At 65.0% G+C, this 25,924-nt stretch carries 28 protein-coding genes and 1 tRNA gene; 22 read left to right on the top strand and 7 right to left on the bottom strand.

Annotated elements, in window-relative coordinates; all coding sequences use genetic code 11:
- Positions 1 to 58: 58 nt before the first annotated feature.
- Positions 59 to 520, bottom strand: coding sequence for a CopD family protein (locus G570_RS02170; RefSeq protein ID WP_037498669.1), 462 nt, complete (start codon positions 518 to 520; stop codon positions 59 to 61).
- Entirely contained in the window at positions 520 to 1,542 is a 1,023-nt protein-coding gene (gene hemE / locus G570_RS02165; RefSeq protein WP_037498666.1) for a uroporphyrinogen decarboxylase, read from the bottom strand. Before hemE ends, G570_RS02170 begins: the two co-directional genes overlap by 1 nt.
- A gap of 337 nt (positions 1,543 to 1,879) precedes the next feature.
- Here hemE and G570_RS02160 point away from each other — a divergent pair, with 337 nt between their 5' ends.
- The 9 genes from G570_RS02160 (at position 1,880) to G570_RS02120 (ending at position 7,445) form a co-directional block, all read left to right on the top strand.
- Positions 1,880 to 2,461, top strand: a complete 582-nt coding sequence (locus tag G570_RS02160) for a Maf family protein (protein ID WP_037498664.1) — start codon at positions 1,880 to 1,882, stop codon at positions 2,459 to 2,461.
- Positions 2,458 to 3,270 carry a shikimate dehydrogenase family protein gene (locus tag G570_RS02155; RefSeq protein WP_037498662.1) on the top strand — a complete coding sequence of 271 codons (813 nt, stop codon included), beginning with the start codon at positions 2,458 to 2,460 and terminating at the stop codon, positions 3,268 to 3,270. Before G570_RS02160 ends, G570_RS02155 begins: the two co-directional genes overlap by 4 nt.
- Entirely contained in the window at positions 3,267 to 3,860 is a 594-nt protein-coding gene (gene coaE, locus G570_RS02150) for a dephospho-CoA kinase (RefSeq protein WP_037498660.1), read from the top strand. The genes G570_RS02155 and coaE overlap by 4 nt, the downstream gene beginning before the upstream one ends.
- 8 nt (positions 3,861 to 3,868) lie before the next feature.
- Positions 3,869 to 4,570: a DNA polymerase III subunit epsilon gene (dnaQ, locus tag G570_RS02145; RefSeq protein WP_037498658.1), complete on the top strand. Its 702-nt coding sequence runs from the start codon at positions 3,869 to 3,871 to the stop codon at positions 4,568 to 4,570.
- Between the two features lie 61 nt (positions 4,571 to 4,631).
- Positions 4,632 to 5,201: a ribosome hibernation-promoting factor, HPF/YfiA family gene (gene hpf / locus G570_RS02140; RefSeq protein ID WP_037503417.1), complete on the top strand. Its 570-nt coding sequence runs from the start codon at positions 4,632 to 4,634 to the stop codon at positions 5,199 to 5,201.
- An 87-nt stretch (positions 5,202 to 5,288) separates the two neighbouring features.
- Complete coding sequence (locus G570_RS02135; RefSeq protein ID WP_037498655.1) at positions 5,289 to 5,753, top strand: PTS sugar transporter subunit IIA; 465 nt, start codon at positions 5,289 to 5,291, stop codon at positions 5,751 to 5,753.
- A gap of 4 nt (positions 5,754 to 5,757) precedes the next feature.
- On the top strand, positions 5,758 to 6,102 hold the full coding sequence (locus tag G570_RS02130; RefSeq protein WP_037498654.1) for a DUF1491 family protein: 345 nt from the start codon (positions 5,758 to 5,760) through the stop codon (positions 6,100 to 6,102).
- 201 nt (positions 6,103 to 6,303) lie between these two features.
- Entirely contained in the window at positions 6,304 to 6,909 is a 606-nt protein-coding gene (locus G570_RS02125; protein WP_245600244.1) for a cell wall hydrolase, read from the top strand.
- A 50-nt stretch (positions 6,910 to 6,959) separates the two neighbouring features.
- Entirely contained in the window at positions 6,960 to 7,445 is a 486-nt protein-coding gene (locus G570_RS02120) for an MmcB family DNA repair protein (RefSeq protein WP_037498649.1), read from the top strand.
- On the opposite strand, the gene G570_RS02115 is transcribed toward G570_RS02120, so the two are convergent.
- Positions 7,442 to 8,044 carry an ankyrin repeat domain-containing protein gene (locus tag G570_RS02115; RefSeq protein ID WP_037498646.1) on the bottom strand — a complete coding sequence of 201 codons (603 nt, stop codon included), beginning with the start codon at positions 8,042 to 8,044 and terminating at the stop codon, positions 7,442 to 7,444. The genes G570_RS02120 and G570_RS02115 overlap by 4 nt on opposite strands.
- 58 nt (positions 8,045 to 8,102) lie before the next feature.
- Between G570_RS02115 and G570_RS02110 the strand changes: the two genes are divergently transcribed.
- Both G570_RS02110 and G570_RS02105 read left to right on the top strand, forming a co-directional pair.
- Positions 8,103 to 8,540 (top strand): YcgN family cysteine cluster protein, encoded by a 438-nt coding sequence (locus G570_RS02110; protein WP_037503414.1) that lies wholly within the window; start codon positions 8,103 to 8,105, stop codon positions 8,538 to 8,540.
- A 64-nt stretch (positions 8,541 to 8,604) separates the two neighbouring features.
- Positions 8,605 to 9,234, top strand: coding sequence for a M48 family metallopeptidase (locus G570_RS02105; protein WP_169731721.1), 630 nt, complete (start codon positions 8,605 to 8,607; stop codon positions 9,232 to 9,234).
- Here the strand turns inward: G570_RS02105 and G570_RS02100 are convergent.
- Entirely contained in the window at positions 9,196 to 11,286 is a 2,091-nt protein-coding gene (locus G570_RS02100; protein ID WP_051503945.1) for a transglycosylase domain-containing protein, read from the bottom strand. The two genes, G570_RS02105 and G570_RS02100, sit on opposite strands and share 39 nt — an antisense overlap.
- Positions 11,287 to 11,333: 47 nt before the next feature.
- On the bottom strand, positions 11,334 to 11,747 hold the full coding sequence (gene msrB, locus G570_RS02095) for a peptide-methionine (R)-S-oxide reductase MsrB (protein ID WP_037498643.1): 414 nt from the start codon (positions 11,745 to 11,747) through the stop codon (positions 11,334 to 11,336).
- 82 nt (positions 11,748 to 11,829) lie between these two features.
- Here msrB and G570_RS02090 point away from each other — a divergent pair, with 82 nt between their 5' ends.
- From G570_RS02090 to G570_RS02060, 7 genes are all read left to right on the top strand, one after another.
- Positions 11,830 to 12,360, top strand: coding sequence for a DUF4402 domain-containing protein (locus G570_RS02090; RefSeq protein WP_169731720.1), 531 nt, complete (start codon positions 11,830 to 11,832; stop codon positions 12,358 to 12,360).
- A gap of 161 nt (positions 12,361 to 12,521) precedes the next feature.
- Positions 12,522 to 13,037: a DUF4402 domain-containing protein gene (locus tag G570_RS02085; protein WP_037498640.1), complete on the top strand. Its 516-nt coding sequence runs from the start codon at positions 12,522 to 12,524 to the stop codon at positions 13,035 to 13,037.
- A 151-nt stretch (positions 13,038 to 13,188) separates the two neighbouring features.
- On the top strand, positions 13,189 to 14,016 hold the full coding sequence (locus G570_RS02080) for a fimbrial biogenesis chaperone (protein ID WP_245600243.1): 828 nt from the start codon (positions 13,189 to 13,191) through the stop codon (positions 14,014 to 14,016).
- 30 nt (positions 14,017 to 14,046) lie between these two features.
- Positions 14,047 to 16,782: an MSCRAMM family protein gene (locus G570_RS02075; RefSeq protein WP_037498637.1), complete on the top strand. Its 2,736-nt coding sequence runs from the start codon at positions 14,047 to 14,049 to the stop codon at positions 16,780 to 16,782.
- Between the two features lie 135 nt (positions 16,783 to 16,917).
- A complete protein-coding gene (locus tag G570_RS02070) occupies positions 16,918 to 17,625 on the top strand; it encodes an ImuA family protein (protein ID WP_156930286.1) in 708 nt (235 codons plus the stop codon).
- A complete protein-coding gene (locus G570_RS02065) occupies positions 17,525 to 19,045 on the top strand; it encodes a Y-family DNA polymerase (protein ID WP_037498634.1) in 1,521 nt (506 codons plus the stop codon). Before G570_RS02070 ends, G570_RS02065 begins: the two co-directional genes overlap by 101 nt.
- The gene (locus G570_RS02060) at positions 19,042 to 22,254 is read left to right on the top strand and encodes an error-prone DNA polymerase (RefSeq protein ID WP_037498631.1); all 3,213 of its coding nucleotides are present in this window, start codon (positions 19,042 to 19,044) and stop codon (positions 22,252 to 22,254) included. Before G570_RS02065 ends, G570_RS02060 begins: the two co-directional genes overlap by 4 nt.
- A 14-nt stretch (positions 22,255 to 22,268) precedes the next feature.
- On the opposite strand, the gene G570_RS02055 is transcribed toward G570_RS02060, so the two are convergent.
- Positions 22,269 to 22,355: transfer RNA gene (locus tag G570_RS02055), tRNA-Leu, on the bottom strand.
- A gap of 159 nt (positions 22,356 to 22,514) precedes the next feature.
- On the opposite strand from G570_RS02055, the gene G570_RS02050 reads away from it, so the two are divergent.
- Complete coding sequence (locus tag G570_RS02050; protein ID WP_037498628.1) at positions 22,515 to 22,760, top strand: hypothetical protein; 246 nt, start codon at positions 22,515 to 22,517, stop codon at positions 22,758 to 22,760.
- 3 nt (positions 22,761 to 22,763) lie between these two features.
- Here the strand turns inward: G570_RS02050 and G570_RS02045 are convergent, their stop codons facing one another.
- Positions 22,764 to 23,696 (bottom strand): zinc-ribbon domain-containing protein, encoded by a 933-nt coding sequence (locus tag G570_RS02045; RefSeq protein WP_037498625.1) that lies wholly within the window; start codon positions 23,694 to 23,696, stop codon positions 22,764 to 22,766.
- A 114-nt stretch (positions 23,697 to 23,810) separates the two neighbouring features.
- On the opposite strand from G570_RS02045, the gene ftsE reads away from it, so the two are divergent.
- From ftsE to G570_RS02030, 3 genes are read left to right on the top strand one after another with little or no spacing between them, the layout of a single operon-like run.
- Positions 23,811 to 24,524 carry a cell division ATP-binding protein FtsE gene (gene ftsE, locus G570_RS02040; protein WP_037503397.1) on the top strand — a complete coding sequence of 238 codons (714 nt, stop codon included), beginning with the start codon at positions 23,811 to 23,813 and terminating at the stop codon, positions 24,522 to 24,524.
- The gene (locus G570_RS02035) at positions 24,521 to 25,390 is read left to right on the top strand and encodes a cell division protein FtsX (protein ID WP_051503941.1); all 870 of its coding nucleotides are present in this window, start codon (positions 24,521 to 24,523) and stop codon (positions 25,388 to 25,390) included. The genes ftsE and G570_RS02035 overlap by 4 nt, the downstream gene beginning before the upstream one ends.
- Entirely contained in the window at positions 25,387 to 25,923 is a 537-nt protein-coding gene (locus G570_RS02030) for a YdcF family protein (RefSeq protein ID WP_037498623.1), read from the top strand. The genes G570_RS02035 and G570_RS02030 overlap by 4 nt, the downstream gene beginning before the upstream one ends.
- The last annotated feature ends 1 nt before the right edge of the window (position 25,924 follow it).

Here is a 25,924-nt window from a genome sequence, read left to right as displayed (position 1 = left end):
CGATGCAGCCGTCTTGAGAAAGGCGCTTAAGTCCGACGCCTAGGGGAAGTCAACGGGTTTAGAAGGGTCGGACGATGACCAGCACGACGATCAGGGCGGTCAGCATGCCCGGCAGCTCGTTCATGATCCGCAACCGCTTGTCATTCTGCTCGCGGTGGCCCTTGGACAATTTGCGACCGTAACTGGTGATCCAGCCCTGGTAGCCGGTCAGGATCGTCACCAGCAGCAGCTTGGCGCTGAACCAGTGTTGGCCGAACGCACCGAGGTGAACGCCGAGCATAAGCCCAAGCACCCAGACGATGATCATCGCCGGGGTAAGGATGATCGTGCGGGCCTTGTCCTCGCGTTCGATCCAGGCGCGGTCTTCGGCCGATCCGGGCGTCGTCGCCTGATGGTGGATGTAATAGCGCGGGACGATGAACAGGCCGGCGATCCAGAAGATCACGAAGGTAACGTGCGCCGCCTTCACCCACAGGTAAGCGGCACCGAGAAATCCCTGCCAATCGGCCAGAAACTGCATCAGCGGCCCTTCACCAAGCGGACAAGCTCCTCGACATGGGCGATCGGCGTCGTCTGCTGGATCCCGTGCCCCAGGTTGAAGATGTGGGGCCGGTCGGCGAAGGCGTCAAGGATGCGCTTCACTGCTGCTTCCAGGGTGGCGCCGCCGGCGATTAGCGCCAACGGGTCGAGATTGCCCTGGACGGGAAGGCCCTGCGGCAATTCGCGCGCTGCCCAGTGCGGATCGACCGTTTCATCGAGACCGACCGCATCGGCGCCAGTCTCAGCAGCATAGGCCCTTAGCTTGCCGCCAGCGCCCTTTGGGAACCCGATAACCGGTGTTTCCGGATGACGGGCGCGGAAAGCCTCGATGATGCGCGCGGTTGGTTCGATCACCCAGCGTTCGAACTCGGACGGGGCGAGGCTACCAGCCCAACTGTCAAACAACTGCACGGCATCGACACCCGCTTCGACTTGCCCGGTGAGGTAATCGAGGGTCACCGCTTCGATCCGGCGGATGATGGCGTCGAACTTGCCCGGGTCGAGATAGGCCAACTGCCGCGCCTCGGCCTGTTCGCGGCTGCCCTGCCCGGCGACCATATAGGTCGCGACGGTCCACGGACTGCCCGCAAAGCCGAGAAACGTGGTCTCAGGGGCCAGCGCGGCCTTCACCCTACGCACGGTCGCCCAGATCGGCTCGAGGCGCTGCAGCACCGGTTGCAGGCCGTCCAGCGAGGCATCGGCGAGCGGGGGTGCGAGCCGCGGGCCTTCCCCGGCGACGAAGGTCAGGTCCTGGCCGATCGCATGCGGCACGATCAGGATGTCGGAAAACAGGATGGCACCGTCGAACGGGAAGCGGCGCAGCGGTTGCAGGGTGATTTCCGCCGCGGCCTCAGGATCGTACGCCATGTCGAGGAAGCCGCCCTTGGTCGCGCGGAGGGCGCGATATTCGGGCAGATAGCGACCGGCCTGTCGCATGAGCCACATCGGCGGCGGGTCGCGCCGCTCGCCCCGGAGAACGGAAAGCAGGGGCTTATCGGCCATTATGGCGCCTTGATCCTCGCTCGGGCTCACCCCTCTATTCTCCCTAATATTTATAGATTCAAAGATTGAAGTGATTAGTTGGTCGCTTGAGCGCGGGGTTTAAGGCCGCCTCCACGCTTTGCCAACAGGACTCGATTCAACGCGACTCGTGGAGTCAGCGCGAGTCGCATCGCGACTCTCCCATGATTCACAGGCTGTGGATCAGATTCATTCCCTGTGGACCGACTCTCGAATCCCGGACTCGTGGCTCGGTTGAATCGGCAGGCGTTGGGGGATTCACGCTTTCGCGCTAGGGAGTCGCAGCGGTTTTTTCACAGCCTTTTGCACCGGGGGTACGATGTCGTTGATTCTGGCCAGCAAAAGCGAGATCCGTCGCGCCATGCTGGACCAGGCCGGCGTGGACTATCGTGTGGGAAGCCCGGATTTCGACGAAGACGTCGTCAAGCAAAAGCATGTCGGCGACGGCGCCAGTCTCGCCATGCGCCTGGCGGAAGGAAAAGCATCGTCGATCGCGCACGGGCCCGACGATTGGGTGATCGGCAGCGACAGCACGGTGACCGTCAATGGGACGCGCTATTCCAAGCCGCGGAACCGCGATGAAGCCGCAACGCACCTTCGCGCATTTTCCGGCCAGCTGATGCTGTTGTCGAGTGCCGTCGCTCTGGCGAAGGATGGCAAGGTCGAATGGAGCCATGCCGAAACGGCCAAGCTCTACGTACGCCCGCTGAGCTCCAGCTTCATCGATGCCTATCTCGCCGCCGAATGGCCCGCCGTCAGCTACTGCGTGGGCGTCTTTCGGATGGAAGCGCGCGGCGTAACCCTGTTCGAAAAGGTCGACGGCGATCATTTCGCCATCCTTGGCATGCCGCTGCTGCCGCTCCTCGGCGCGCTGCGCGAGCGCGGGCTGATGATGTCATGACGTCATATGCCGAAGTGATTGGCGACCCGATCGACCATAGTCGCTCGCCGCTGATCCACCAATTCTGGCTCGACCAGCTGGGGATCGACGCTCGCTACGGCAGGCGTCGGGTGCCGCGTGCCGATCTGGCCGATTATGTCGCGCAGCGACGGGCGGACGTCGACTGGAAGGGCAGCAACGTCACCATGCCGCTCAAGCTCGATGCGCTCGGGCTGGCGGATGACGCGACCGACCGGGCAGTTGCCGCGGGCGCGGCTAACGTCCTGCTGCCGCGGGACGGGAAGATCGTCGCGGCCAATACCGACGTCGGCGCCATCGCCGACATTCTGGCCAGGCTGCAGCGGGACGGCGCATCGATGGCCGGGGTTACATTGCTCGGCAACGGCGGCGCGGCGCGAGCCGCACTCGTCGCGCTGAAGCTGGTGGGGCTGACCGCGGTTCGCATCCAGGCGCGGGATATGGCTGCAGCCATGAAGCTGGCGGTCGAATTCGGTCTGGATGTCCAACCCGCGCCGATGGACGCGCCCATCGGTGGCAGCGGAGTGATCAACGCGACGCCGCTCGGGATGAACGGCATGGATTGCCTTGACTGCGACTTATCCCAATTGCCGACCAGCGGCTGGGTGTTCGATATGATCACCGATCCGGTCGAAACGCCCCTGGTGCAACAGGCGCGGCGTCGCGGTTTGAAGGTCGCAAACGGGCTCGACATGCTGGTTGGACAGGCCGCTACCAGCTTCAAGCTGTTCTTCGGCGTGGATGCGCCGCGTGACCGCGACGCCATCCTCTGGCAAAAGCTGCAGGCATGAAAAGCCTCGCGCTCACCGGATCGATCGGGATGGGGAAATCGACGGTTGCGGCGATGTTCGCCGACGCCGGCATCCCGGTGTTCGATGCCGATGCAACCGTTCGCGCACTTCAGGGGCCGGGTGGCCGCCTCGTCCCCCTCATCGAAGCACGGTTCCCGGGGACGACCAAGCAAGGTGCGGTCGACCGCGACGCCTTGTCGGCCGCTGTACTCCACGATCCCGACGAGCTGGCGGCGCTCGAAGCGATCGTCCACCCTGCCGTCCACCATGAACGCACGCGGTTCATTGTCGAACATGGCAATGCGCCGGCCCTGCTGTTCGACATCCCGCTATTGTTCGAAACAAGGGGCGACGCGGCCTTCGACCATGTCATCGTCGTCAGCGCGCCGGCAGCCCTGCAGCGCGAACGGGTGCTCGCCCGGCCGGGAATGACGCAGGCAAAGATGGAGCATATCCTCTCGCGGCAGCTTCCCGACGCCGATAAACGGGCGAGGGCCGACTTCGTAATCGATACGTCCGGTCCGCTGGAGGCCACCCGCGCCCAGGTGCAGCGCATCCTTGCTTGTCTCGATCTCAAGACGGGTGTTTAAGACGACTCATGCGTGAGATTATTTTCGATACGGAAACCACGGGCCTGTCGCCCGCGGGCGGTGACCGGCTGGTCGAAATCGGCTGCATCGAAATGATCGGACGAGTCGAAACGGGCCGTCATTTCCACGCCTATTTCAATCCCGACCGCTCGATGCCGAGCGAGGCGGAGGCCGTCCACGGCCTCAGCGACATATTCCTGAGCGACAAGCCGCGGTTCGCCGACAAGGTGGAAGAGCTGCTCGAATTCATCGGCGATTCGCCGCTGGTCGCGCACAATGCCTCGTTCGACTTCGGCTTCCTCAACAACGAACTGGCGATGTGCGGCCGCCCGACGGTCTGCATGACGCGGATGGTCGATACCCTGGTGTTGGCTCGGTCGAAGCATCCGGGCGCGAAACATAGCCTCGACGCACTTTGCACCCGTTTCGGCGTCGATCGTTCGCAACGAGTCAAGCATGGCGCGTTGCTCGACGCCCAGCTGCTGGCACAGGTCTACATCGAGCTGACGGGCGGCCGTCAGATCGGCCTTGGCCTGACGGGCATGACCGCGGCGGCCGTAGCGCTCGAGACGGTTAGCGTCGCGGTGGAGCGGGTGCGGCGGGAACCCAGACCGCATCACGCGACGGCCGAGGAAATCGAACGGCATCGCGCCTTCGTCGCGTCGATGACCAATCCCTTGTGGGAGCCTTTTCTCGCCCCCACCTGTTGAAGTGATGGGATGGGCCGTGGTGTCGGCCTCGACCCGTCCGAAGCAGGAAAGGAACGACAACATGGAAATCAGGGTCGCAGGTCATCAGGTCGAAACCGGTGAATCGCTTCGCACCCATGTGTCCGACCGACTGTCGACAATGACCGGAAAATATTTTTCGCGGGCGATCGGCGCGAACGTCACCTTCGGCCGCGGGCCATATGACGACTTCACCTGCGACATCGTTGCGCCGGTGTCGCAAGGCATGGTGCTGAAGTCTTCCAATCGCGCCAGCGATGCGCATGTCGCGTTTGAAGGCGCTGCAGACAAGATCGAGCGCCAGCTGAAACGCTACATCAGCCGCTTGCGCGAACGACGCGGCAGCGACGATGACATCGGCGTCGACGACAATGCGGCCTATACCGTGTTCGCCCCGCCACCGTCGGAAGAGGAGCCGGCGCCGCCGGCACCTGCGATCATCGCGGAAACGCGGGTCGACATCCCCGAGGCAAGCGTGTCGGACGCGGTGATGATGCTGGACCTGCGAAACACCAACGCACTGATGTTCCGCAATCCCAAGACCGGCGACTTCAACATGGTCTATCGCCGGGACGACGGAACCATCGGCTGGGTCGAACCGTCTCGCAAGTGACAACCGTCCCCCTGTTCTGGTAACGGGCGCGCAACGTCACCGCAGAAAGCGCCGTTTTCGCGCCCAGATTTTTCGAAGTTCCGTCAAATGCAGATCAACGAATTCCTCGATTTCGACGCCATTCGGCTCGACCTTAGTGCAGGCAACAAGCGCCAGCTGCTTAACCAGGTCGCCCAGATCGCAGCGGCACGCCTGGCGATCGATCCGTCCGAAATCGCCGACGCCATCGCCGAGCGTGAACGGTTGGGGTCGACGGGTTTCGGCGGCGGCGTCGCCATCCCGCATGGCAAGCTTGCGCAGCTGGACAAGGTTTATGCGCTGGTCGCACGCCTCGCCCAGCCGCTCGATTACAAGGCGATTGACGGCGCGCCGATTGACTTGGTTTTCCTGCTGTTGTCGCCGCCCGACGCCGGCGCCGAGCATCTCAAGGCCCTGGCTGCGGTCAGTCGCCTCGTTCGCTCCGCCCCCACCATCGAAAAGCTGCGCGGTGCGCGCAGCCGCGATGCGATGGCCGCCGTGCTGATGCACGCCGAAGAACGCGACGCGGCCTGAGAAATTGAGCGACGCCCGTCTGACGCCGTCGATCGAGGCCGACAGCCTTATCAGGCAGGCGCAACAGGCCGGCGGATTCGGTGCGGTCCTGCGCAAGGGCGACCCCCAACGTGGCGCCGTCATCCTGATCATCACCGACCGCGGCAAGCACATGGCGTGCCTCGAGCGGCAGCTCCAATTGACCGGCGATTATCGCTGGGCGCGGTCTGGTCCAGGCGAGGATTCGCCTTCTTCAGAGGTCTCGGAATGGGCGCGAAAGCGCGTTAAATTCGACGAAGATGTCTGGTTAATTGAACTGGACATCCCGCACCCGGAACGATTCATCGTGGATTTGGCCGCCATTGGTTGACCCCGCGGAACCATTTCGAAACAGCAAAACCAACGAAAACGCGGGGGGCATCCGCAACAGGTCGACCATCCGATCGGAGATGCCACGCAGTCGGGGAATCACCCTAGGCGAGCGCGCCATTTGGCGCATCCCTCGCCGACCGGTTGGTTCACCGCCTTTGAAATGGTTTGAATGTTCGTGTCGCTTCGGTCCGCCCTTCTGGTGGCAGCTACCTTGACCGCATCGTCGGTCGCACCGGCCCAGGTTCGGGATTCGGCAGAGCCGCTGATTCAAGAAGGTTCAGGACAACTCCCGGTCACCGCGGCGGTCGTGCAGCTGCCCGTTCAGGAAGCCGCTCCGGCGGCCGTGACCGACAAGGATAGCGACGAACAAGCCGCGCAGACCGTCGATCGCAGCGATTCGCTTGCCGATATGGTTGCGGAATTGCGCGCCAGCAGCGCTGGTAGCCGCGAGCTCGAATGTCTCGCCGGCGCCATCTACTTCGAATCGAAGAGCGAAAGCCTGCAGGGCCAGCTGGCGGTGGGGCATGTCATTGCCAACCGCGCGTCGTCCGGCCGTTTCCCGTCGAGCTATTGCGGCGTCGTCTATCAGCGCAGCCAGTTCAGCTTCGTTCGCGGCGGCTCGATGCCTTACATCAACAAGGCCGGCCTGCAGTATCGCAACGCCGTCGCGATCGCCAAGATCGTCGACCAGGACCTGAAGCCTTCGCCGGTCGGCAAGGCGCTGTTCTTCCACGCGCGTCGGGTCTCGCCGGGCTGGCACCTCACCCGGGTCAGCACGGTCGGCAACCACGTCTTTTATCGCTGATCGTCTGAGACCGCCTTTTCGGTGGTCTCCTTTTGTTCTAGGCTCGCGCGATGGCGAGCAACCCGATTCCCGACTGTTTTATCGACGGCCCCCCGATTGCGGCCGAGGTTGCGCGCGGCGTCACGCGCCTATTCTGCAGGCACGACCTGTTCGCGATGTGCGAAGTGCCGTTGCCTAACGGCAGGCGCGCAGACTTGATGGCGATTGGTGCCAAGGGTGAACTGACGATCGTCGAGATCAAGGTCAGCAAGGCCGACTTGCTTGGTGACCAGAAGTGGACCGACTATCTCGATTATTGCGACCGCTTTTTCTGGGCTGTGCCGCAGATGCTGGCGCCGATTTTGGATGACGCGCGCTTTCTTCCCGAATCGGCAGGCCTGCTGATCGCCGACCGTTACGATGCGGCGGTGTATCGCGAAGCGTCGACGCGCCCGCTGGCGCCCGCTCGTCGAAAGGCCGAAACCCTGCGCTTCGCCCGCCGCGCTGCGCGGCGACTGTCGAGCCAGATCGATCCGAGCCTTGGCGATTCGATCTAAAGCTTTGGCCCTGCGACCGATTTTTTCTTGGTCGACTTGATCGTCTCGATCAGTTTCAACAGGTCGGGATTGCGACTGTCGCGCTTGGCATAGTCGCGCGCGCTGAGGCCTGCGGCATGGTCCGGCTTGTCCGGATCCGCACCCGCCTGAAGCAGAAGCTGCACGATCTTGGGCTGTCGCTGCTGCACGGCGACGATCAGCGCCGTTTCACCCTGACGGTTCGCCGCGTCGAGATTGGCACCGACCGCCGTCATATATTCGACCGCTTCCGGAAAGCCGATGCGTGCAGCGAGGATCAGGGCGGTATCGCCATTGCGATCGCCGATGTTGGGATCGGCATTGCGACCAAGCAGATATTTGACCCAGGTCAGGTTACGCTGGCGCGTCACGATATGGAGCGCGGTGTCGCCTTGATAGCCGCGGTAATTGACGGCGCGCGATCCGGGCGCCTCGATAATCTGTACCGCCGTCCCGCCATCCGACTTTGCTACGGCTTCAAGGAGGCGTTCTCCATCGGACTGGTTAAGTTGTTGGGCAACGACCGGGACGCTGCCCGCGGCCAGGGCCGCTGCCGTCGCCAGTTTCATCCATCGCCGCATCGCTTCACCCCATCTCCGCTTGATCTTCGACCTGTGCCACCGCAAGGCTGGCCGTGGCATGAATAGCGCAAAACCCTTTTGGGAAAAGCCCTTGGAAACCCTCGACCGGGGGGAATGGGAAGCGCTGTGCGACGGCTGCGGCCGCTGCTGCCTGCACAAGCTGGAGGATGAAGATACCGGGCAGCTGTTTCCGACCAACGTCGCATGCAAGCTGCTGGATCGCCGCAACGGCCGGTGCACCGACTATGCACGGCGCAAGACGCTGGTGGCCGATTGCGTGAAGCTCGATCCGGCCAAGCTAGACGAACTGGAATGGCTGCCGACCACCTGCGCCTATCGCCTGCGATGGGAGGGCAAGCCGCTGTTCGACTGGCACTACCTCATCTCGGGCAGTCGCGAGACGGTGCATGAAGCCGGCCAATCGACCCGCGGCTGGACCATTTCAGAGATCGACGCGGGCGAGCTGGAATATCATCTTGTCGACCGGCCGCTCTGATCTCACCGAGGTCGCTGGCCTCCCGTGGCCGGTCGAAGTCCGGGCAATGGAAAATTCGAAAAGCATGCGCCTGCGCCTCGACGAGGGGCGTGGCCGGCTGGTCCTCACCCATCCGCGGCGCATGAGCCGCCGTTCCGCGCTGGCGTGGGCTGAGCAACAGCGCGAGTGGGCCAAGAGTCAGATTGCGACCGTCGCACCGGTCATTCCGTTCGAGCCTGGTAGCGTCATTCCGATCGAAGGCGAAGATCTTGTGATTCGCTGGGATCCGTCCGCGCCGCGCCGACCGCAGCGGATCGGCGGCGCATTGCTGTGCGGCGGCCCCATTGAATCGCTGCCCGGCCGGTTGGAGCGTTTCCTCAAAGAGCTTGCGCGCCAGCGTGCGATCGAACGTACGGCCGCCGTTGCGGACCGAGCGGGCATCAGTGTCAGCAAAGTGTCGATCGGCGATACGCGAAGCCGCTGGGGAAGCTGCTCGGCGAGCGGCGCCATTCGTTACAACTGGCGGCTGATCATGGCCCCGCCCGATGTCTTCGACTGGGTCGTGGCGCACGAGGTCGCCCATCGCCGACACATGAATCACGGACCCCAGTTCAAGGCGCTCGAGGCCGCCTTGTTCGATGGCGACGTCGCCAGCGCGCGACTCCGCCTGCGTGCCTTAGGGGCGCGGCTGAAGCGGATCGGTCGACCGGTCTGACGGCTGCGTAGTGCGCGGGTCGGTCGCCGGCTGACGGTTCGACGGCGGCGGGACCTGGCGCGAGGGCTGATTGCGGTCCAGCACCTCGTCGAGCCATTGCTGGTCGACCTGCGCGGGCTGTTCGGCCTGCCGTTCGAAATTGTTGGGATTGGTGCCTTGGCCGACCGGATTACCGTCTGCGTCGACCATCGGCTCATAGCCGACCTCGTTTGATCCCCACGCTTCCTCGTCCGGCTCCAGCTGCCAGTCGGGGATCGGCGCTTCGGTCTGGAATTGTTCGACCGGGCGCTTGGCGACGGCGATTTTCATGAAGTCCGAGAATGCGCGCGCCGGCGCCGTACCGCCCTGCAACCCGGCGATCGGCTTCGCGTCGTCGCGGCCCATCCACACGCCGGTGGTGAGGCCGCTCGAAAAACCGATGAACCAGCCGTCCTTGTTCGACGTCGTGGTGCCGGTCTTGCCCGCGACCGGCCGGCCGATCTGCGCTGCGCGGCCGGTGCCGGACATCACTGCGGTCTGCAGCAGGTCGGTCATTTCGGCGGCGACCCACGGCGCGACGAGCACCCGCTGTTCGCTGTTCTGATGCTGGTAGAGCAGGCGGCCATCTGCCGTCACCACCTTGCGGATGGCATAGGGCATGACGCTGATCCCCCCGCTTTGCACGGAGGCGAACGCGCGAGTCATCTCGATCAGGCGGACGTCGGTCGTGCCTAGGACCATCGACGGATAGGTGGAAATATTGGCGGTTATGCCAAAACGACGCGCCATGTCGGCGATCGTGCCGAAGCCGAGAGCATCGCCGATCTTGGCGCTGATCGTGTTGATCGACCGGGCGAAGGCTTCGCGCAGGCTGACCGACCCGGCATAGGTGCGGGTGCTATTGCGCGGGGTCCAGCCGTCGATGGTGACGGGTTCGTCGACCACCGTGTCTTCGGGCTTCATCCCCGATTCGAGCGCGGCCAGATAGACGAACAGTTTCCACGACGAGCCCGGCTGGCGCTGTGCCTGGGTCGCGCGATTGTAGATGCTGCTGACATAATCTCGGCCGCCGACCATTGCGCGGACCGCGCCATCGCGGTCGATCGACACCAGCGCGCCTTGTGCGCCGGCCGGCGTGTAGGCGTTGACCGCACGATCGGCGGCCGACTGCATGCCCGGGTCCAGCGTCGTCCAAACGTCGATCGGCTCGCTCGTTTCCTCGATCAACGTGTCGAGCTGCGGCAGCGCCCAGTCGGTGAAATAGCGGGCGCTATTCTGTTTCGGCGTCGGCTGGATGCGCACCGTGGCGGGATCGGTCCGCGCCGCGGCATCGGCGGTAACGAAGCCGTTCTGGACCATCTGATCGAGGACAACACGCGCGCGGCCCCGAGCAGCCTGGACGTCGGCGGTCGGCGAATAATTTGACGGCGCCTTGACCAGTCCGGCGATAATCGCCGCCTCGCTAAGGCTAAGGTGATCGGCTCCATGACCGAAAAAGGTCCGGCTGGCCGCGTCGATACCATAGGCCCCGCCGCCGAAGTAGACGCGGTTGAGGTAAAGCTCGAGAATCTGGTCCTTCGAAAATTTGGATTCCAGTGCGAGCGCCAGCACGCCTTCCTTGAACTTGCGTCCGAAGGTCTTGCTGTTGGTCAGGAAGATATTGCGCGCCAGCTGCTGGGTGATCGTCGAGCCGCCCTGCTTCCAATGCCCCTCTTCGATGCGGACCTTCACCGACCGCGCCATGCCGATCGGGTCGACGCCGACGTGGCTGCGGAAGCGCTTGTCCTCGACCGAAATCATGGCGGTGCGCATCGTCTGCGGGATTTCGGCGTACGGTAGCCAGCGCCCGAAGCTGGGCCCCATCGACACGAGCAGGCTGCCGTCCGCGGCTCGGACACGGATCATCTGGCCGAGGTCGGAACGTCGCGTCAGTTCGCGATAGTCGGGCAACTGGGTGACCGCGACCGCGACCGCCACCGCCAGCCCGACGATCGACAAAAGGCCGATCCCAAGGATCCATTTGAACGCGGTGACGAGGATTGCCCGAAAACGGGATGGTGAAGCGCTGGCCATCGAACCAATGTCCTATTGCCTTAGCGCTTCACGAACAAGCGGCGCATTCAGCCTTCGTCGAGGTCCTTATCCGCCTGGTCGAAGCCGAGCGAAGCGCTGTTGATGCAATAGCGCAGGCCGTTCGCGCCCGGGCCGTCGGGGAAAACATGGCCGAGGTGACCCTCACACTTGGCGCAACGCACCTCGACCCGGCGCATCCCGTGGCTGTCGTCCATATGCTCTTCGACTGCGTCGCCCGACAGCGGCGCGGTGAAGCTGGGCCATCCCGACCCGCTGTCATATTTGGTATCGCTGTCGAACAGCGGCTCGCCGCAGGCACCGCAGACGTACTTGCCCTTGGCCTTGTTATTGAGCAACGCGCCGGTGAACGGCGGCTCGGTCCCCGCCTGGCGCAGGATGCGATACTGTTCCGGGGAAAGCGTGGCCTGCCATTCCGTCTCGCTGCGCTTGTCTTTACCCACGACCGCTTCTCCCTGCTGTTTCCCGAAGTAGCTAAGTGTCCGTTAACCCTGTTTCAACGCCTTGCGGCTAGCGATGGGTGCGATGGGCAAGACCCTCGCCCTTATTTCCCTCGCGGCGCTGGCCGTCATGGGATCCACCACGCCTGCACATGGACAGGACGTGACCCCTGTTTGCCGCCTGTGTAATCCATCGACGTCCGTCGAAGGCGAGCGGCCGGCGACGCCGCTGCGAATCGACGTCGTCACCAAGCTGGACTTCGACCGGCTGGTTGTCGCGGGCAACGGTGGAGGCAGCGCGGAACTGCGGCCGGACGGCGGGCGATTCGCCACGGGGGCGGTTGCAAACATCGGTGCGCGCGCGATGGTCGCCGAAGTCCTGATCCATGGCGAACCTGGCCGCTTCGTTCGCGTGGATCTGCCAACCGCCATCACGCTCTACGGAACGGCCGGCGGCCAGATCCGGGTCGAATCGGTCACGTCTGACCTGCCAGCCATGGCCAGGCTCGACGGAAACGGCACCCTACAATTCCGAATCGGTGGCAATCTCAAGGTCGAGGCCAACCTCGATGGCGAATTTCGCGGGGACGTCCGGATCGACGTCGACTACTTCTGAGCGCCCCTCCTAGTGGTCGCATCCATTTTCGAGAAATTGTTAAGGCGCCGATAACCATATCGTTGAGCAAAGCCGTAAGCTGACACGGTTAATGAGGGACCCACGGATGGAGGGGCTTTCCGCCAGCCGCCATGATTACGGAACCTGTGGGGATGATAACTATGACCAAATTCGTTCGTCTGGCGGCGCTGGCCGCTGCTGCTACGCTCGCTGCGACCCCGGCCCTGGCCGCTCCGGTTGCCGCCAGCCCGGCGGCCAAGGCTTCGGCCCGTATCGTCAAGCCGCTGACGCTGACCGCGACCCGCGATCTCGACTTCGGCACCATCGTTGTCGGCACGCTCAGCGGCCCGCAGACGGTCGCCGTCAGCCAGGGCGGCGCGCTCAGCGGCTGTGCCGGCGGTCTTACCTGCTCGGGTACCGTGCAGTCGGCCCAGTACAAAGTCACCGGCACCAACAACTTCACCGTCAACGTGACGGCGACGGCGTCGAACCTGACCAACACCACCTCGGGCGGCAACGAACTGCTGTCGTTCACCCCGGACGCGCCGGCCACCGTCGCGCTTGGCAACTCGGGCGCCTCGGGCGTCAACTTCACCGTCGGCGGCTCGATCAGCATTGCCAGCACCACGGTTGACGGCCTCTACAAGGGCGACATCAACGTTACCGTCGACTATTAATCGACGTAGACGGCGAGGGGCCAACCCTCGCGCGACCAGAATGGGCCTCCGGATATCCTCCGGAGGCCTTTTTCTTGCGTCCAGGACGATGATGGTTAGCGGAATAATAACCATTTCGGACGCATCTTCCTCCAAAGTTCTGGAGGATCCGATGTTTGCTCGCTTTTCCACTCATGCTGGCGCGTTGACCCTGGTCGGCGCATCGCTGTCCATCGCCACCCCCGCCAGCGCCGGCATCGGCGACCTGCTGGTCGCGCCGACCCGCGTCGTGCTCGACGGGCGCCGCGGTACCGAAGTCATCCTCAACAATATTGGCGACGATGTCGCGACCTACCGCGTCACCGCCGAACTGCGCAGGATGACTGCGGACGGAAAGCTGGTCGATGTCCCGACACCCAGCGATGCCGACAAGATCGCGCAGGAAATGGTGCTGTTCGCGCCGCGCAAGGTGACGCTGCCGCCGAACCAGCCGCAGGCGATCCGCCTCAGCGCGCGGGTGCCGCAGGGGGTTGCCGACGGCGAATATCGAATTCACCTGCTGTTCCGGGCAATTCCGCCGGCGCAGCCGCAAGTCGCGACACCTGTGCAAAAGGTCGAAGGCGTGTCGTTCCGGCTAACCCCGATCTACGGCGTCACCATTCCGGTCATCGTCCGCCTGGGCAATCTCGAGGCGACGGCGGCCATCTCCAACGTTCACAAGGCCAGCGTCGAAGGCCAGCCCGTGATCGCGATGGACATCGATCGCAAGGGCGCGCGGTCGACGTTCGGCGAAGTGCGGGTCATGAAGGCCGGCGTGTCCGATCCGATCGCCGTGGTTCGCGGCATCGCCATCTACACGGAAATCAACCGCCGCGAAGTCCTGGTCCCGGTCGATCCCAAGCTGGCCGCGCAAGCCAGCGGAGCGGTCACGGTGCAATATGTCGAACCGACCGATAGCGGTCCTGTCATGCTGGCTGAAACCAGCGCGACCCTGCGGTAACGGCTGAAGTCGGGACGGAACCCACAGGCGATGCACCAGCTGTTCGGCAAGGTCCGGGCATTGGTCGCCGGCGGTGCGCTCGCGCTCGCCGGCGCAGTCGCTGCGTGGGCCGCGAGCCCTGGCCTCGACAACTGGCACGCCGACCCCGAAGAACAATTTATGCTCGACGTGAACATCCGCCAGCTTCGCCTGGGGGATGGCGTCCGGGCCTATTCTACGCCTGAGGGGACCTGCGTGGTGCTGGGCGACATGCTCACCACGCTCGACCTGCCCGTGACGGTCGACCTAAAGGCGCGGACCGCGAGCGGCTGGGCCTTCAAGGAAAGCAATCGCCTCGAGCTCAACATCCCGGCAGGCACGGCGCACTTTGGCGGAAAGGCTGAAAGGCTCGATCCGACGGCAGTGCGCGAAACGCCCGACGGATGGTGCGTCGACAGCGCATTTCTCGGCCGCTGGCTGGGCATCGGCATAAAGCCGATGACCGCCGGGTCGCTGATCGTCCTCGAATCCGAGGCCAAGCTGCCGGTCGAATTGGCCCGCGAGCGGGAACAGCGGGCCGCCCGCATCAAGCCGGCCGCCATGCCCTTCGACAAGCTGCCGCGGGTGAAATTGCCCTATCGCATGTGGCGTGCGCCGGCGCTCGATTTCATCGTGTCGGCAGGGGTCACCTATCGCGCATCGACCGGGATGCGCGTCGATCGCCAGGCATCGGTCCTTGCTGCCGGCGAAATTGCCAAAATGTCATATGACGCCACACTGAACACTGACGGGAAGGGCCGGCCCCAGTCACTGCGGGTTCGCGCCTACCGGTCCGACCCCGACGGCGAACTCCTTGGACCGCTGCAGGCAACGCATTTTGCCGTTGGCGATGTGCAGGGTCTGGCGAGCCGTTTGTTGCCCGGCACCAACGGCCGCGGGTTCGAAGTAACCAATCGACCGCTCTTCAACCCGGTCGCCTTCGACCGGACACGGTTCGAAGGGGAATTGCCGCCGGGATGGGATGCCGAACTCTATCGCAACGGCGAACTATTATCATTTGCAAAGTCCGACGGAAGTGGGCGATACAAATTTGAAGACGTCCAGCTAATTTATGGCGACAATCGCTTCGAAGTCCTCCTGTACGGCCCCCAAGGCCAGGTGCGGACGCGCGTCGAGACCCTCAACGTCGGCCAGGCGCAAGTTCCGGCCGGCAAAACATGGTACTGGGCGGGCGTCTCGCAGCCCGGCCGCGAGCTTGCCGGCAAGATTATCGGCCGAAACGAGGCGAGCAGCGGCGCTCCGCCCGGCAGCGAGCCAGATTTCAGGCGGCCGGACCTGCAGGCCACCGTCCAGGTCGAACATGGGCTGGACCAGCGCACCTCGGTGGGTGCGCTGGCCGCCGTGCTGTTGGCCGACGGCGAAAAACTGACCTTCGTAGAAGGATCGATTCGTCGATCGGTCGGCCCCGCGCTGGTCGAGGCGGCGGTTGCACGCGACAATCACGGCGGCATGGCCGCTCGCGCGCAAGCCATCGCAAAATTCGGCGCGATCAATGTCAATGTCGACGCGCTGCTCGCCAACGATTTCGTGATCGGCGGCAAGCGCGAGGCCCATTATCGCGATGTCCGTGTTGGCGTGTCGGCACCGTTCAAGCTGGGTCATCAACCGTTGATCGCACAGGCCGACATGCGCCTGATCGATCGCGGGATTGATGACAAGGCACTTACCACGACCGGACGATTGTCGACCAATATCAATGGGTTCAACCTGACGACCATGGTCAACTGGCAGAAAAAGCTGGGCAGTAACGTACCGCCGCAAAAGGATCAGCTCGACCTGACCCTGATCGGGACGGGCCGCGTCAAGGATGTCCGGCTGCGCGGCGAGGCCATGTGGGAAATCAGTCCCTACAACCGCTTCCGGCGGGCCGAGTTGTCGGCCTATTGGTCGGCGAGCGACAAAGCCGATTGGGAGGGCGCGGTCGGCTATGACGCCGTCGGCAAGCGCGGCATCGCGCGAATCTCCCACATTCACCGGTTCAACAGCGTCGCCGCGGCCGCATCGATCGAAGGCGGGACCGACGGCAGCTTCGCCGCCGGCTTCAACCTCAACTTTTCGCTCGATAGCGGATCGCGCGGGCTGCATTTCACCAGCCAGAAGCTGGCGGCATCCGGATCGGTCGAAGCGAGAGTCTATCGCGACCTAAACGACAATGGCGTGCGCGACGCCGACGAACCCTTCGAAGAAGGCGCGATGATTACGACCGGGCTGAGCGCGTCGGAGCAGGTGACCGACAAGCAGGGCAGGGTTCGGGTCGGCGGACTGCAACCCTATCAGCCCGTTGCGGTCGGGATCGATGCGTCGAGCCTTTCCGATCCCAGCCTTACGCCGCGCAAGGCACTGCAGTTGGTGGTGCCGAGGCCCGGGGTCGCGACCAAGCTGGATATCGGACTGGTCGGCGCCGGCGATGTCGAGGCGGTGATCGTGCGCCAGGACGGCCGCGGCATCGAAGGGCTCGATATCGAGCTGCTCAACGACAAGGGCGATGTCGTGGCGACGGCGCGAAGCGACTATGACGGGTTCATCCTGTTCGAACGCGTCGGCTATGGCCACTACAGCCTTCGGGTCGCGCAGGCGTCGGCCCAGGCGGCCGGTGTCGACACCGCGATCAATGCGACGATCGACCTCAGTCCCGACAAGACCGTGGCCCGCCTCGGCACGCTGAGGGTGTTCAAGACCGGCCAGATCGCGGACGCCTCATCGTCAACGGCGCCCGCCCTTCGTTAACCATAAGTCGTGCAAGACGACTTTTTGCCCGCCCGTAAGGGTGGGGCTGAAGCTTTGCGCACCCTATGCGCGACAGCGCTGGACTCTATGGGGAGAATGAGAACATAATAAGAACATTCAGCAGCGATTCGACCCATGAAAGCCAATCTCCAACGCCAAACACCTTCACCGTCTCCGGATCGCCAGGGATTTCTGGACGGCGGGTGCCTGCACGAAATTCACTGCGCCAATGCCGACTGGACGGCTGCCATGACCTTTTCGCTGGCTGAGGCATTTTCGGCCGGAGATGGGCCGATCCTGCTGGTGGGAATGAAGGGGCGGCCGCGACCTGCCGCCCAGCTTTATGCCGAAGGGATGGCCGGGCTTGGGCTGTCGCCGTCCCGCCTGGTGTGGGTCGAAACGTCGAACGAACGCGACATGCTGCGGGCAGCGCTCGATGCGGCGCGATCATCGGCTGTGGGCGGCATCATCGTCGCTAGCGAAGGGCGGCTGGCCGATTATGGCCTCACCGCCAGTCGCCGGCTGGCGCTGGCGCTGGAAGGCAAGGCAGCACGCGTCATCCTGCTGCGCGCCGATGCAGAGCCCCGGCCCAGCGCGGCGCAGAGCCGATGGCGGGTGTCGAGCGCGCCGTCGCGGCCGCTGGAGGCGAAGGCGCCGGGAATGCCCGCGCTGGATGTCGAGCTGCTCCGACGTCGCGGCGGGCCGGCGGGCCAGCGTTTCACTCTTGTCTGGGACCTTCAGCATGGCCGCTTCGTCGAAGCGCCGGTGCCTGGCGATCTGGCTGCCCTTCCTGTCGGTGGAACGGGCGCGGCGCCAGCATCCGGCCATCTGCGCGCCGCATAATCCGCTCGCGCTGATCGTCCGCAGCAGCAACACGCTGCGCCTTGCCGCGCTCGATGCGGTCGGGCTGAAGGCGGGGCTGGCGGTGGGCATGACGCTGGCCGACGCGCGGGCACGCCTGCCCGACCTCGCGACCCTGCCGCACGACCCCGAGGCGGATCGTGAAGTGGTCGATATCCTCGTCCGCCGGATGATCCGCTTCACGCCGATGGTGACGCGCGATCCGCCCGACGGCCTGCTGATGGATATCAGCGGCTGCGCCCATCTGTTCGGGGGCGAGCAGGCAATGATCGAACGGATGTTGCCGCTGGTCGAGGTCACGCCGCGGTTTGCACTGGCGGACAATGCCGCTGCCGCCCGCGCGCTTGCGCGATACGGCGATGGCAGCGGCGAAATCGGCGCATTGCCGGTGCGCGCGCTGGAATTGGACGACAACGATCTGCAGGCTTTGCTCCGCGCCGGGCTGCGGCGGATCGGCGACCTGACCGCGCGCCCCTTATCGGCCATTGCCGCGCGGTTCGGCGCTGGGGCGGTGACGAAGCTGCGCCAAATGACGGGCGAGATCGGCAGCCCGATCGACCCGCACATTCCCGCCGCTCCGATCCGCGTCGAGGCGCGCTTCGCCGAGCCGATCGGTCGTACCGACGATGTCCTCGACGTGGTCGAAGGGCTGCTTGGCGAGGCGGGGAAAGTGATGGAAGCGCGCGGGATCGGCGGGCGTGTCTTTGTCGCCACCCTTTACCGCAGCGACGGGCTCGAACGCTCGCTCGCCGTCGAAACGGGGCGGCCGGTGCGCGATCCGCCCGCCGTCATCCGCCTGCTGCGCGAGAGGATCGAAGGGCTGGCGGACCCGATCGATCCCGGCTTCGGCTTCGACATGATCGCGCTGGCGGTGCCGCGGACCGAAGCGCTGGCGCTGGCGCAGATCGGCCTGGACGGCGCGGACGAACGCCATGACGGGGTGGGGGCGCTGGTCGACCGGCTGGGGGTGCGGCTTGGCCCCGACCGTGTCCGCCGCGCGGTGCCGTGCGACCGGCACTTGCCCGAAGTCGCGCAGATGTGGTTGCCGGCCGCCGGAATTGCTGCGCCGGACTGGCCGATCACCGACGATCGCCCGCCACGCCCGCTCTACCTGCTCGACCCGCCGCACAAGGTGGAGGTGATCGCCGAAGTGCCCGACGGACCGCCCTACCGTTTCCGCTGGAAGGGGAAGATGCACCGCGTCACGCTGGCCGAAGGGCCGGAACGGCTGGCGTCGGAATGGTGGACCCGGGCGATGGGCCATTTCCCGAACCAGGGTGGCCTTACCCGCGATTATTATCGGGTCGAGGATGAGGCGGGGCGGCGCTTCTGGATTTTCCGCCACGGCCTGTTCGGGGAGAAGGGCGATCCCGACTGGTACCTCCACGGCCTGTTCCCATGAGCTGGTTCGCGGAAAGCGTCGCCGCGACCAATTTCAGCTTCCTCCACGGCGCATCGCACCCGTGGCAGATGGTGTCGCGCGCGCAGGGGCTGGGGATGCGCGGGATCGGGGTTGCGGACCGCAACAGCGTCGCCGGCGTGGTCCGCGCGCATGATGCGTGGAAGCAGATGGGCGGGCCGGTCGGCGGCTTCAAACTGATCGTCGGCGCGCGGCTGGTCTTTGCCGACGGCACGCCGGACATTGTCGCCTACCCCATGACCCGCTTCGGTTGGGGTCGTCTCACGCGCCTGCTGACGCTGGGCAACCGCCGTACCGAAAAGGGCAGCTGCGCGCTTCGGCTCGAAGATCTGCTGGAGCATTGCCAGGACAATGCGTTGATCGCGATGGATGGCGATGCGGTGCTGCTGTCGATGCTGAAGGATCATGCGCCGCGCGTCTGGCTGGCGGCGTTCATGCCGCGCGCCGGTCGCGATGCGCGGCGCTTGGCGAAGCGGCTGGCGCTGTCCCGCCGCACCGGCGTTCCGCTGATCGCGACCAACGACGCGCTTTACGCCACCCCCGACTGCCGCCCGCTGCAGGATGTGCTGACCTGCATCCGCGACGGCACCACCATCCAGGCGGCGGGGCGACGTCTTGCCGCCAATGCTGAGCGTCACCTGAAGGCGCCGGAGGAGATGGCGCGACTGTTCCGCGACGCCCCGCAGGCCATCGCCGCGACCCGCGACCTGTTCGGCTGCATCGACTTCACGCTCGACCAGCTGGTCTATGAATATCCGCATGAGCCGGTGCCCGAAGGCTGGACCCCGCAGGACTGGCTGGTCGAACTGGTTGAACAGGGGGCGGCTGAACGCTTTCCCGACGGCCTGCCGCCGACCTATCGCGACACGCTCAACGAGGAATATCGGCTGATCCGGCGGCGCAACTACGCCTCCTACTTCCTCACCGTCCACGACATTGTTCGTTATGCGCGCAGCCTGCCCAAGCCGATCCTGTGCCAGGGCCGCGGGTCGGCGGCCAATTCGCTGGTCTGCTACTTCCTGGGCGTGACGCCGATCGACCCGGTGAAGGAGAAATTGCTTTTCTCCCGCTTCATGTCCGACGAGCGCGACGAGCCGCCCGACATCGACGTCGATTTCGAACATGAACGGCGCGAGGAGGTGATCCAGTATATCTACCAGCGCTACGGCCGCGAGCGCGCGGGCATCGCGGGGACCGTCATCCGCTACCGCCAACGCAGTGCGATCCGCGAAGTGGGCAAGGCGCTGGGATTGAGCGAAGACGTCACCTCGCGCCTGTGCAGCACGGTCTGGGGCAGCTGGAGCGGCAGTGCCGGCATTCCCGAGCAGCGCCTCGCCGAGGCGGGTTTCGACCTCGCCAATCCGCAGATGGCGCGGCTGCGCGACATGGTCGGCGATCTGCTCGAATTCCCCCGCCATCTGTCGCAGCATGTCGGCGGCTTCGTGCTGACCGAAGGGCGGCTGGACGAGATGGTGCCGGTGCTGAACGGGGCGATGCCCGACCGCACCTTCATCGAATGGGACAAGGACGATCTCGACACGCTGGGCATGATGAAGGTCGACGTGCTGGCGCTGGGGATGCTGAGCTGCATCCGCCGCAGTTTCGACCTGATGGAGCAACACGGCTTGGGCAAGGTCGACCTGTCGACCGTGCCACGCGAGGACGCGCCGACCTACCAGATGCTCCAGCGCGCCGACAGCATCGGTACCTTTCAGGTCGAAAGCCGCGCGCAGATAGCGATGCTGCCGCGGATGAAGCCTAAGGAGCTATATGACCTCGTCATTCAGGTCGCGATCGTCCGGCCGGGACCGATCCAGGGCGGCATGGTCCACCCCTACCTCCGCCGCCGCGCGGGGGAGGAGAAGGTCGACTATCCCGGCCCCGACGGCGAGATCCGCAGCGTGCTGGAAAAGACGCTCGGCGTCCCCCTGTTCCAGGAACAGGCGATGAAGCTGGCGATCGTCGCGGCGGGCTTCACCCCGTCAGAAGCCGATGGCCTCCGCCGCGCGATGGCGACCTTCCGCCACCTCGGCACCATCGGCCATTACCGCGACAAGCTGGTGGGCGGGATGATCGAGCGCGGCTATCCGCCCGACTTTGCTGAGCGCTGTTTCGAACAGATTCGCGGTTTCGGCGAATATGGCTTCCCCGAAAGCCATGCCCAGGCGTTCGGCTGGCTCGCCTATGTCTCCTCATGGATCAAATGCCATTATCCGGCGGTGTTCACCTGCGCGCTGCTCAACAGCCAGCCGATGGGGTTTTACGCACCGTCGCAGCTGGTGACCGATGCGCTGCAGCACGGGGTGCGGGTGATGCCGACCGATCTCAACGCCAGCACATGGGACAATCTGCTAGAAGATCCGATGACGCTGCGGCTCGGCTTTCGCCAGATCAGCGGCTTTCGCGAGGATTGGGCCGAGGCGATCGTGGCCGCGCAGCCCTTCGCCAGCATGGAGGACGCGGCCCGCCGCGCCGCGCTACCGTCGCGTGCGCTGCAGCTGCTGGCCGACGCCGATGCGCTCCGCTCGATCGGCCAGAACCGGCGACAGGCGGGATGGGAGGCACGGCGGGTGCCGCCGGCGCAGCTGCCGCTGTTCGCCGCGCAGGACCTGCCCGAACTGGGCCGCGAACCGGACATCGACCTGCCGCCGATGGCCCCGGCCGAGGAAGTGGTCGCGGATTACCAGACCCAGCGGCTGTCGCTAAAGGGCCATCCGCTGCAATTCCTCCGGCCCAAACTGTCGGCCGCCGGCCTGATGGACTGCGCGACTGTCAACGCCGCCAAGGATGGTGCCAGGATCCGCGTCGCTGGCGCGGTGCTCATCCGCCAGCGGCCAGGCAAGGGCAATGCCATCTTCATCACCATCGAGGATGAAACGGGCGTGGTGAACGCGCTGCTATGGGCGCGCGATTTCGAGCGGCAGCGGCGAGCGGTAATGGCCTCTCGCCTGATGATCATCGAAGGCCATCTGCAACGCAGCAAGGAAGGCGTCGCCCATCTGATGGCCAAGACCGTCACCGACGGCAGCCATTATCTCTCAACCTTGTCGGATTCGGCGGCGATCGGCTCGTTCGCGCAGCCGGGCGATGCGGTGACCCATTCGGCACCCCCGCCAGCCAACCGCCATCCGCGCGACGCGCGCATCCTGCCAAGCTCGCGCTTCCTGCCGCAATCGCGGGATTTCCACTGATTTCATTGGGAAAATGGTGCGGTCGAGAAGACTCGAACTTCCACGTCCTTTCGGACACAACGACCTCAACGTTGCGCGTCTACCAGTTCCGCCACGACCGCACTCAATGAAAAAGCGATCGCCGCATATGGGCGCCGCCTCCGGTAGGTGGCGGCCCCTAGCAAAGCCGGACGGGGCTGGCAACGGGCAAGAGTCGGTTCAAAACGGAACAATCCCTAACAAGACGGTAACCATATCGGCGGAAATGAGTTACCGTCACCATGATGTGGCCGTTGTTCGCCCTGTCGGCAGCCATTGCGGCGATGCCTCAGACGCCACCCGCGGTTGCGGGTTTCCAGCCGACGTCGTCGGTGTCGGAACGTGCCACCGTTACCGTTCGCATCCTCCACGCCGCGCGGTTCGGCAAAAGCTTGGACCACCGGCAGGATGGTGCGCACCGCCGATCCGCCAAACTGGCCGATGCCAGTGGCGCACTTCGACCGGCGCAATTACTCGAATTTGAATAGGCGTTAGCCGCCCAGCGTGATCACCAGCTCATCGCCGCCCGACGGGATATCGACCTCGGCGCTGTTGAAAGTCGCGCTGCTGCGCGGCGCAAGGACCCGCGCGGGCGGTGCAATCGTCCAGCGATGGACGACCTGCTTGCTATCCTTGTTGCGCAATTCGGCCTGGATCGGCGGCACATCCTGTTCACGGTCGGTCGGATTGATCACCCGGCCGCTGACCGCCAGCAACTGGTTGCCGCTGGCCAGTTCCTGCCGATCCTTGCTGGTGATCATCAACTGCAGCGGCGTATCGCCGGCCTGGGCGATGCCCGCCTTTTCCTTCCACGCCGAAGGGGCGTAGAACCAGAAGGCCGCCGCCGCGGCCGCGATCAGCACCAGAAGCAAGAGCACCCAAAGCCAGCGTCGCCCGCGCGGCGCCTCGTCATCGACCACTTCCTGATAGCCGATGTCCTCGTCGCCAGCCGACCATTGTTCGACCGCCGGCAAGGCCGGTTGCGGGCTCAAGGCAGCCGCCGGCGCGGGCTCCGGTGCAACCTCCGGCGCGGCCGTTTCCCACTGTGCGTCTTCGGCGGTTGTTGCCGCAAAATCGTCGAGCGCCGCCGTCGGTTCACCGGCCGCGGGCTCTTCGACACGCGTGAAGTCCTGTGGCGCGGCACTGTCCACGACCGGTTCGGGAACCTCGGCGACATATTGGTCGGCGACAGCCTCTGGCGTCGGTTCGCTGATTGCCGGTTCTCCGACGTCTTCGGGGCTCGGTTCGGGCGGACCGCCGAAGCTGACGAACGGCGCGGGGTTTTCCTCGACCACGCCGGCGGGATCGGGATCCTGGTGCCAGCTATGCTTGCAGGACGCGCAGCGCACCTTGCGCCCCTCAGGCGGTATCGCGCTATCCTTCACGACATATTTGGTGTCGCAAGCGGGACAGGTCAGGATCATGAAATTGGTGCCTCCCCTCAACGGTTAACAAGGATAAACAGCAATGGTTGCGCCTTGGCAAGTAAGGGATGGCCGTGCCACAGCATATCCAATGGGGAGGGTGACAATTAAGTGGTGAAGGTGATCGCCGAATTCGACCGCGTCGGCCTGCGCTACGGCACGGGCGCGGAGGTGTTGCGCGATCTCGACTTTCGCCTGGTCGAAGGCGGCTTTTATTTTCTCACCGGCCCGTCGGGCGCGGGAAAGACCTCTCTGCTGAAGCTGCTTTACCTTGCGCAGCGGCCCACCCGCGGGCGGATGTCCATGTTTGGCGAAGAACTGACCGAACTGCCGCGCGACATATTGCCCGATTATCGTCGCCGGATCGGTGTCGTCTTCCAGGATTTCCGGCTGATCCGTCATTTGTCGGCGTTCGACAATGTCGCCTTGCCGCTGCGCATTGCCGGCGCCAGCGATGAAGAAATCGAAGGTCCGGTGCGGGAAATGCTGGCCTGGGTCGGGCTTGCCGATCGCGCCAGTGCCCGACCGCCGACCCTGTCGGGTGGTGAACAGCAGCGCGTAGCCATCGCCCGTGCCGTGATCAGCCGGCCGCCGATCCTGATCGCCGACGAACCGACCGGTAACGTCGATGCGGCCATGGCCGAGCGGATCCTCCACCTTTTGACCGCGATGAACCAGCACGGGACGACCGTCGTCGTCGCGACCCACGACCTCGGCCTGGTCGCGGCAACCCCCGGCGCGCAACTGATCCGGCTGGAAAACGGCCAGCTGATCGATCCGACCGGCGCCTTGAAGAACCCGCCCGCGGCGGTGGGGGCGAGATCGTGATTGCGCTGCTTCGTTCGACGCCGGCGGAACAGCGGCTGATCCCCTCCGCCGGCTTGAAGGGGCCGGTGCCGGTCCTGATCGCGATCATGGTGTTCGTCATGATGATCGTCGCGGCGGCAGGCCTTGCCCTTGCCGGTGCGGCCACTGTGGTGGGGCAGGGCATCGAGAGCCGCTATTCGATCCAGATTGCCGACGGGTCAGGCAAGGCGCCTGCCGCGCTCGACGCTGCGCGCCGATCACCGGGTGTCGTCAGCGCCAGGCAGGTCGCCGACGCCGACATGCGCCGCACGCTGGAACGATGGCTCGGCCCGGACGCCAGCAAGGCGGACCTTCCCTTGCCGGCGTTGATCGACGTCGATGTGCGTCCCGGCGCCGATCCCGCTGCCATTGCCAAGGCGGTCCAGCATGCCGTTCCCGAAGCCCGCTTTGTTGCCCATCGTGAAACGCTATCGCCGATCCTGTCGACGCTGCGCGGCCTGGGCTGGCTGGCGGCAACGATGGTTATACTCATCGGTCTTGCCAGCGGCGCGGCGGTCATCCTCGCCGCGCGTGGTGCACTCGACACCCATCGCGCAACGGTGGAGGTCATGCACGGCCTCGGTGCGACCGACAGGCAGATCGCTCGGCTGTTCCAGCGGCAGATCGCGCTCGACGCGCTGGTCGGTGCGCTCGCAGGTGCGGCGATTGCCGGCATGCTGCTTGGCCTCCTCGTCGGCGGTGCGAGCTTTGCCAGCGACCTGGCCGGCCGGCCTTTGCTCCTTTGGCGAGACGCGGCCATTCTTGCCGCGTTGCCCTTTGTCGCTGCTGCTCTGGCGACGATGGTTGCCAGGCGGGCCGTGATCGGGGCATTGCGCGAGCGCCTATGATCCTTCGCGGCCTGTCTTTCCTCGCGGTGCTCTATGCACTCGGCTTCGCATTGTTTGCCGTAACGCTCGGCACGCCGGCGCCAGCCGATGCGCCGCGGACCGACGCCATCGTCGTGCTGACGGGGGGCAAGGGGCGGATCGAACGGGGGATGGACATGCTGGCGCAACGCAAGGCCAAGCGCCTGCTGGTGTCCGGTGCAGACCCCTCGGTCCGCAAGCGCGATCTTGTGGCCCGCCTCGGCGGTCGCAAATCGCTCATCGACTGCTGCGTCGACCTCGATTCAACGTCGGTCGATACGCGGTCCAACGCCGAAGAGGCCGATCGCTGGATGCGCCGCCACCGCTATGACAGCGTTCGGCTTGTCACCAGCGACTGGCATATGCGCCGGGCCGACTATGAATTCCGACGCAAGCTTGGACCGGCGATCTCCATCGTGCCCGACGCCGTCAGGACCGCGCCCGGTTTTGCGACGCTCTTCATGGAATATAACAAATATTGGCTGCGCCGGATCAGCGTCTGGCTGGATATCTGAC

This window comes from Sphingomonas jaspsi DSM 18422, from assembly GCF_000585415.1.
In the GTDB taxonomy this organism is placed as follows: Bacteria; Pseudomonadota; Alphaproteobacteria; order Sphingomonadales; family Sphingomonadaceae; genus Sphingomicrobium; species Sphingomicrobium jaspsi.
Note: the sequence above shows the minus strand (reverse complement) of the source record. Positions and strands in the feature narration are given on the sequence as shown.

Bases quoted from the DNA above. Each gene is read 5' to 3' on its own strand.
- G570_RS02170 (WP_037498669.1), bottom strand. From the start codon at position 520: ATGCAGTTTCTGGCCGATTGGCAGGGATTTCTCGGTGCCGCTTACCTG.
- hemE (WP_037498666.1), bottom strand. From the start codon at position 1,542: ATGGCCGATAAGCCCCTGCTTTCCGTTCTCCGGGGCGAGCGGCGCGAC.
- G570_RS02160 (WP_037498664.1), top strand. From the start codon at position 1,880: ATGTCGTTGATTCTGGCCAGCAAAAGCGAGATCCGTCGCGCCATGCTG.
- G570_RS02155 (WP_037498662.1), top strand. From the start codon at position 2,458: ATGACGTCATATGCCGAAGTGATTGGCGACCCGATCGACCATAGTCGC.
- coaE (WP_037498660.1), top strand. From the start codon at position 3,267: ATGAAAAGCCTCGCGCTCACCGGATCGATCGGGATGGGGAAATCGACG.
- dnaQ (WP_037498658.1), top strand. From the start codon at position 3,869: ATGCGTGAGATTATTTTCGATACGGAAACCACGGGCCTGTCGCCCGCG.
- hpf (WP_037503417.1), top strand. From the start codon at position 4,632: ATGGAAATCAGGGTCGCAGGTCATCAGGTCGAAACCGGTGAATCGCTT.
- G570_RS02135 (WP_037498655.1), top strand. From the start codon at position 5,289: ATGCAGATCAACGAATTCCTCGATTTCGACGCCATTCGGCTCGACCTT.
- G570_RS02120 (WP_037498649.1), top strand. From the start codon at position 6,960: ATGGCGAGCAACCCGATTCCCGACTGTTTTATCGACGGCCCCCCGATT.
- G570_RS02115 (WP_037498646.1), bottom strand. From the start codon at position 8,044: ATGCGGCGATGGATGAAACTGGCGACGGCAGCGGCCCTGGCCGCGGGC.
- G570_RS02110 (WP_037503414.1), top strand. From the start codon at position 8,103: ATGAATAGCGCAAAACCCTTTTGGGAAAAGCCCTTGGAAACCCTCGAC.
- G570_RS02105 (WP_169731721.1), top strand. From the start codon at position 8,605: ATGCGCCTGCGCCTCGACGAGGGGCGTGGCCGGCTGGTCCTCACCCAT.
- G570_RS02100 (WP_051503945.1), bottom strand. From the start codon at position 11,286: ATGGCCAGCGCTTCACCATCCCGTTTTCGGGCAATCCTCGTCACCGCG.
- G570_RS02090 (WP_169731720.1), top strand. From the start codon at position 11,830: ATGGGCAAGACCCTCGCCCTTATTTCCCTCGCGGCGCTGGCCGTCATG.
- G570_RS02085 (WP_037498640.1), top strand. From the start codon at position 12,522: ATGACCAAATTCGTTCGTCTGGCGGCGCTGGCCGCTGCTGCTACGCTC.
- G570_RS02080 (WP_245600243.1), top strand. From the start codon at position 13,189: ATGTTTGCTCGCTTTTCCACTCATGCTGGCGCGTTGACCCTGGTCGGC.
- G570_RS02075 (WP_037498637.1), top strand. From the start codon at position 14,047: ATGCACCAGCTGTTCGGCAAGGTCCGGGCATTGGTCGCCGGCGGTGCG.
- G570_RS02070 (WP_156930286.1), top strand. From the start codon at position 16,918: ATGAAAGCCAATCTCCAACGCCAAACACCTTCACCGTCTCCGGATCGC.
- G570_RS02065 (WP_037498634.1), top strand. From the start codon at position 17,525: ATGGCCGCTTCGTCGAAGCGCCGGTGCCTGGCGATCTGGCTGCCCTTC.
- G570_RS02060 (WP_037498631.1), top strand. From the start codon at position 19,042: ATGAGCTGGTTCGCGGAAAGCGTCGCCGCGACCAATTTCAGCTTCCTC.
- G570_RS02050 (WP_037498628.1), top strand. From the start codon at position 22,515: ATGATGTGGCCGTTGTTCGCCCTGTCGGCAGCCATTGCGGCGATGCCT.
- G570_RS02045 (WP_037498625.1), bottom strand. From the start codon at position 23,696: ATGATCCTGACCTGTCCCGCTTGCGACACCAAATATGTCGTGAAGGAT.
- G570_RS02030 (WP_037498623.1), top strand. From the start codon at position 25,387: ATGATCCTTCGCGGCCTGTCTTTCCTCGCGGTGCTCTATGCACTCGGC.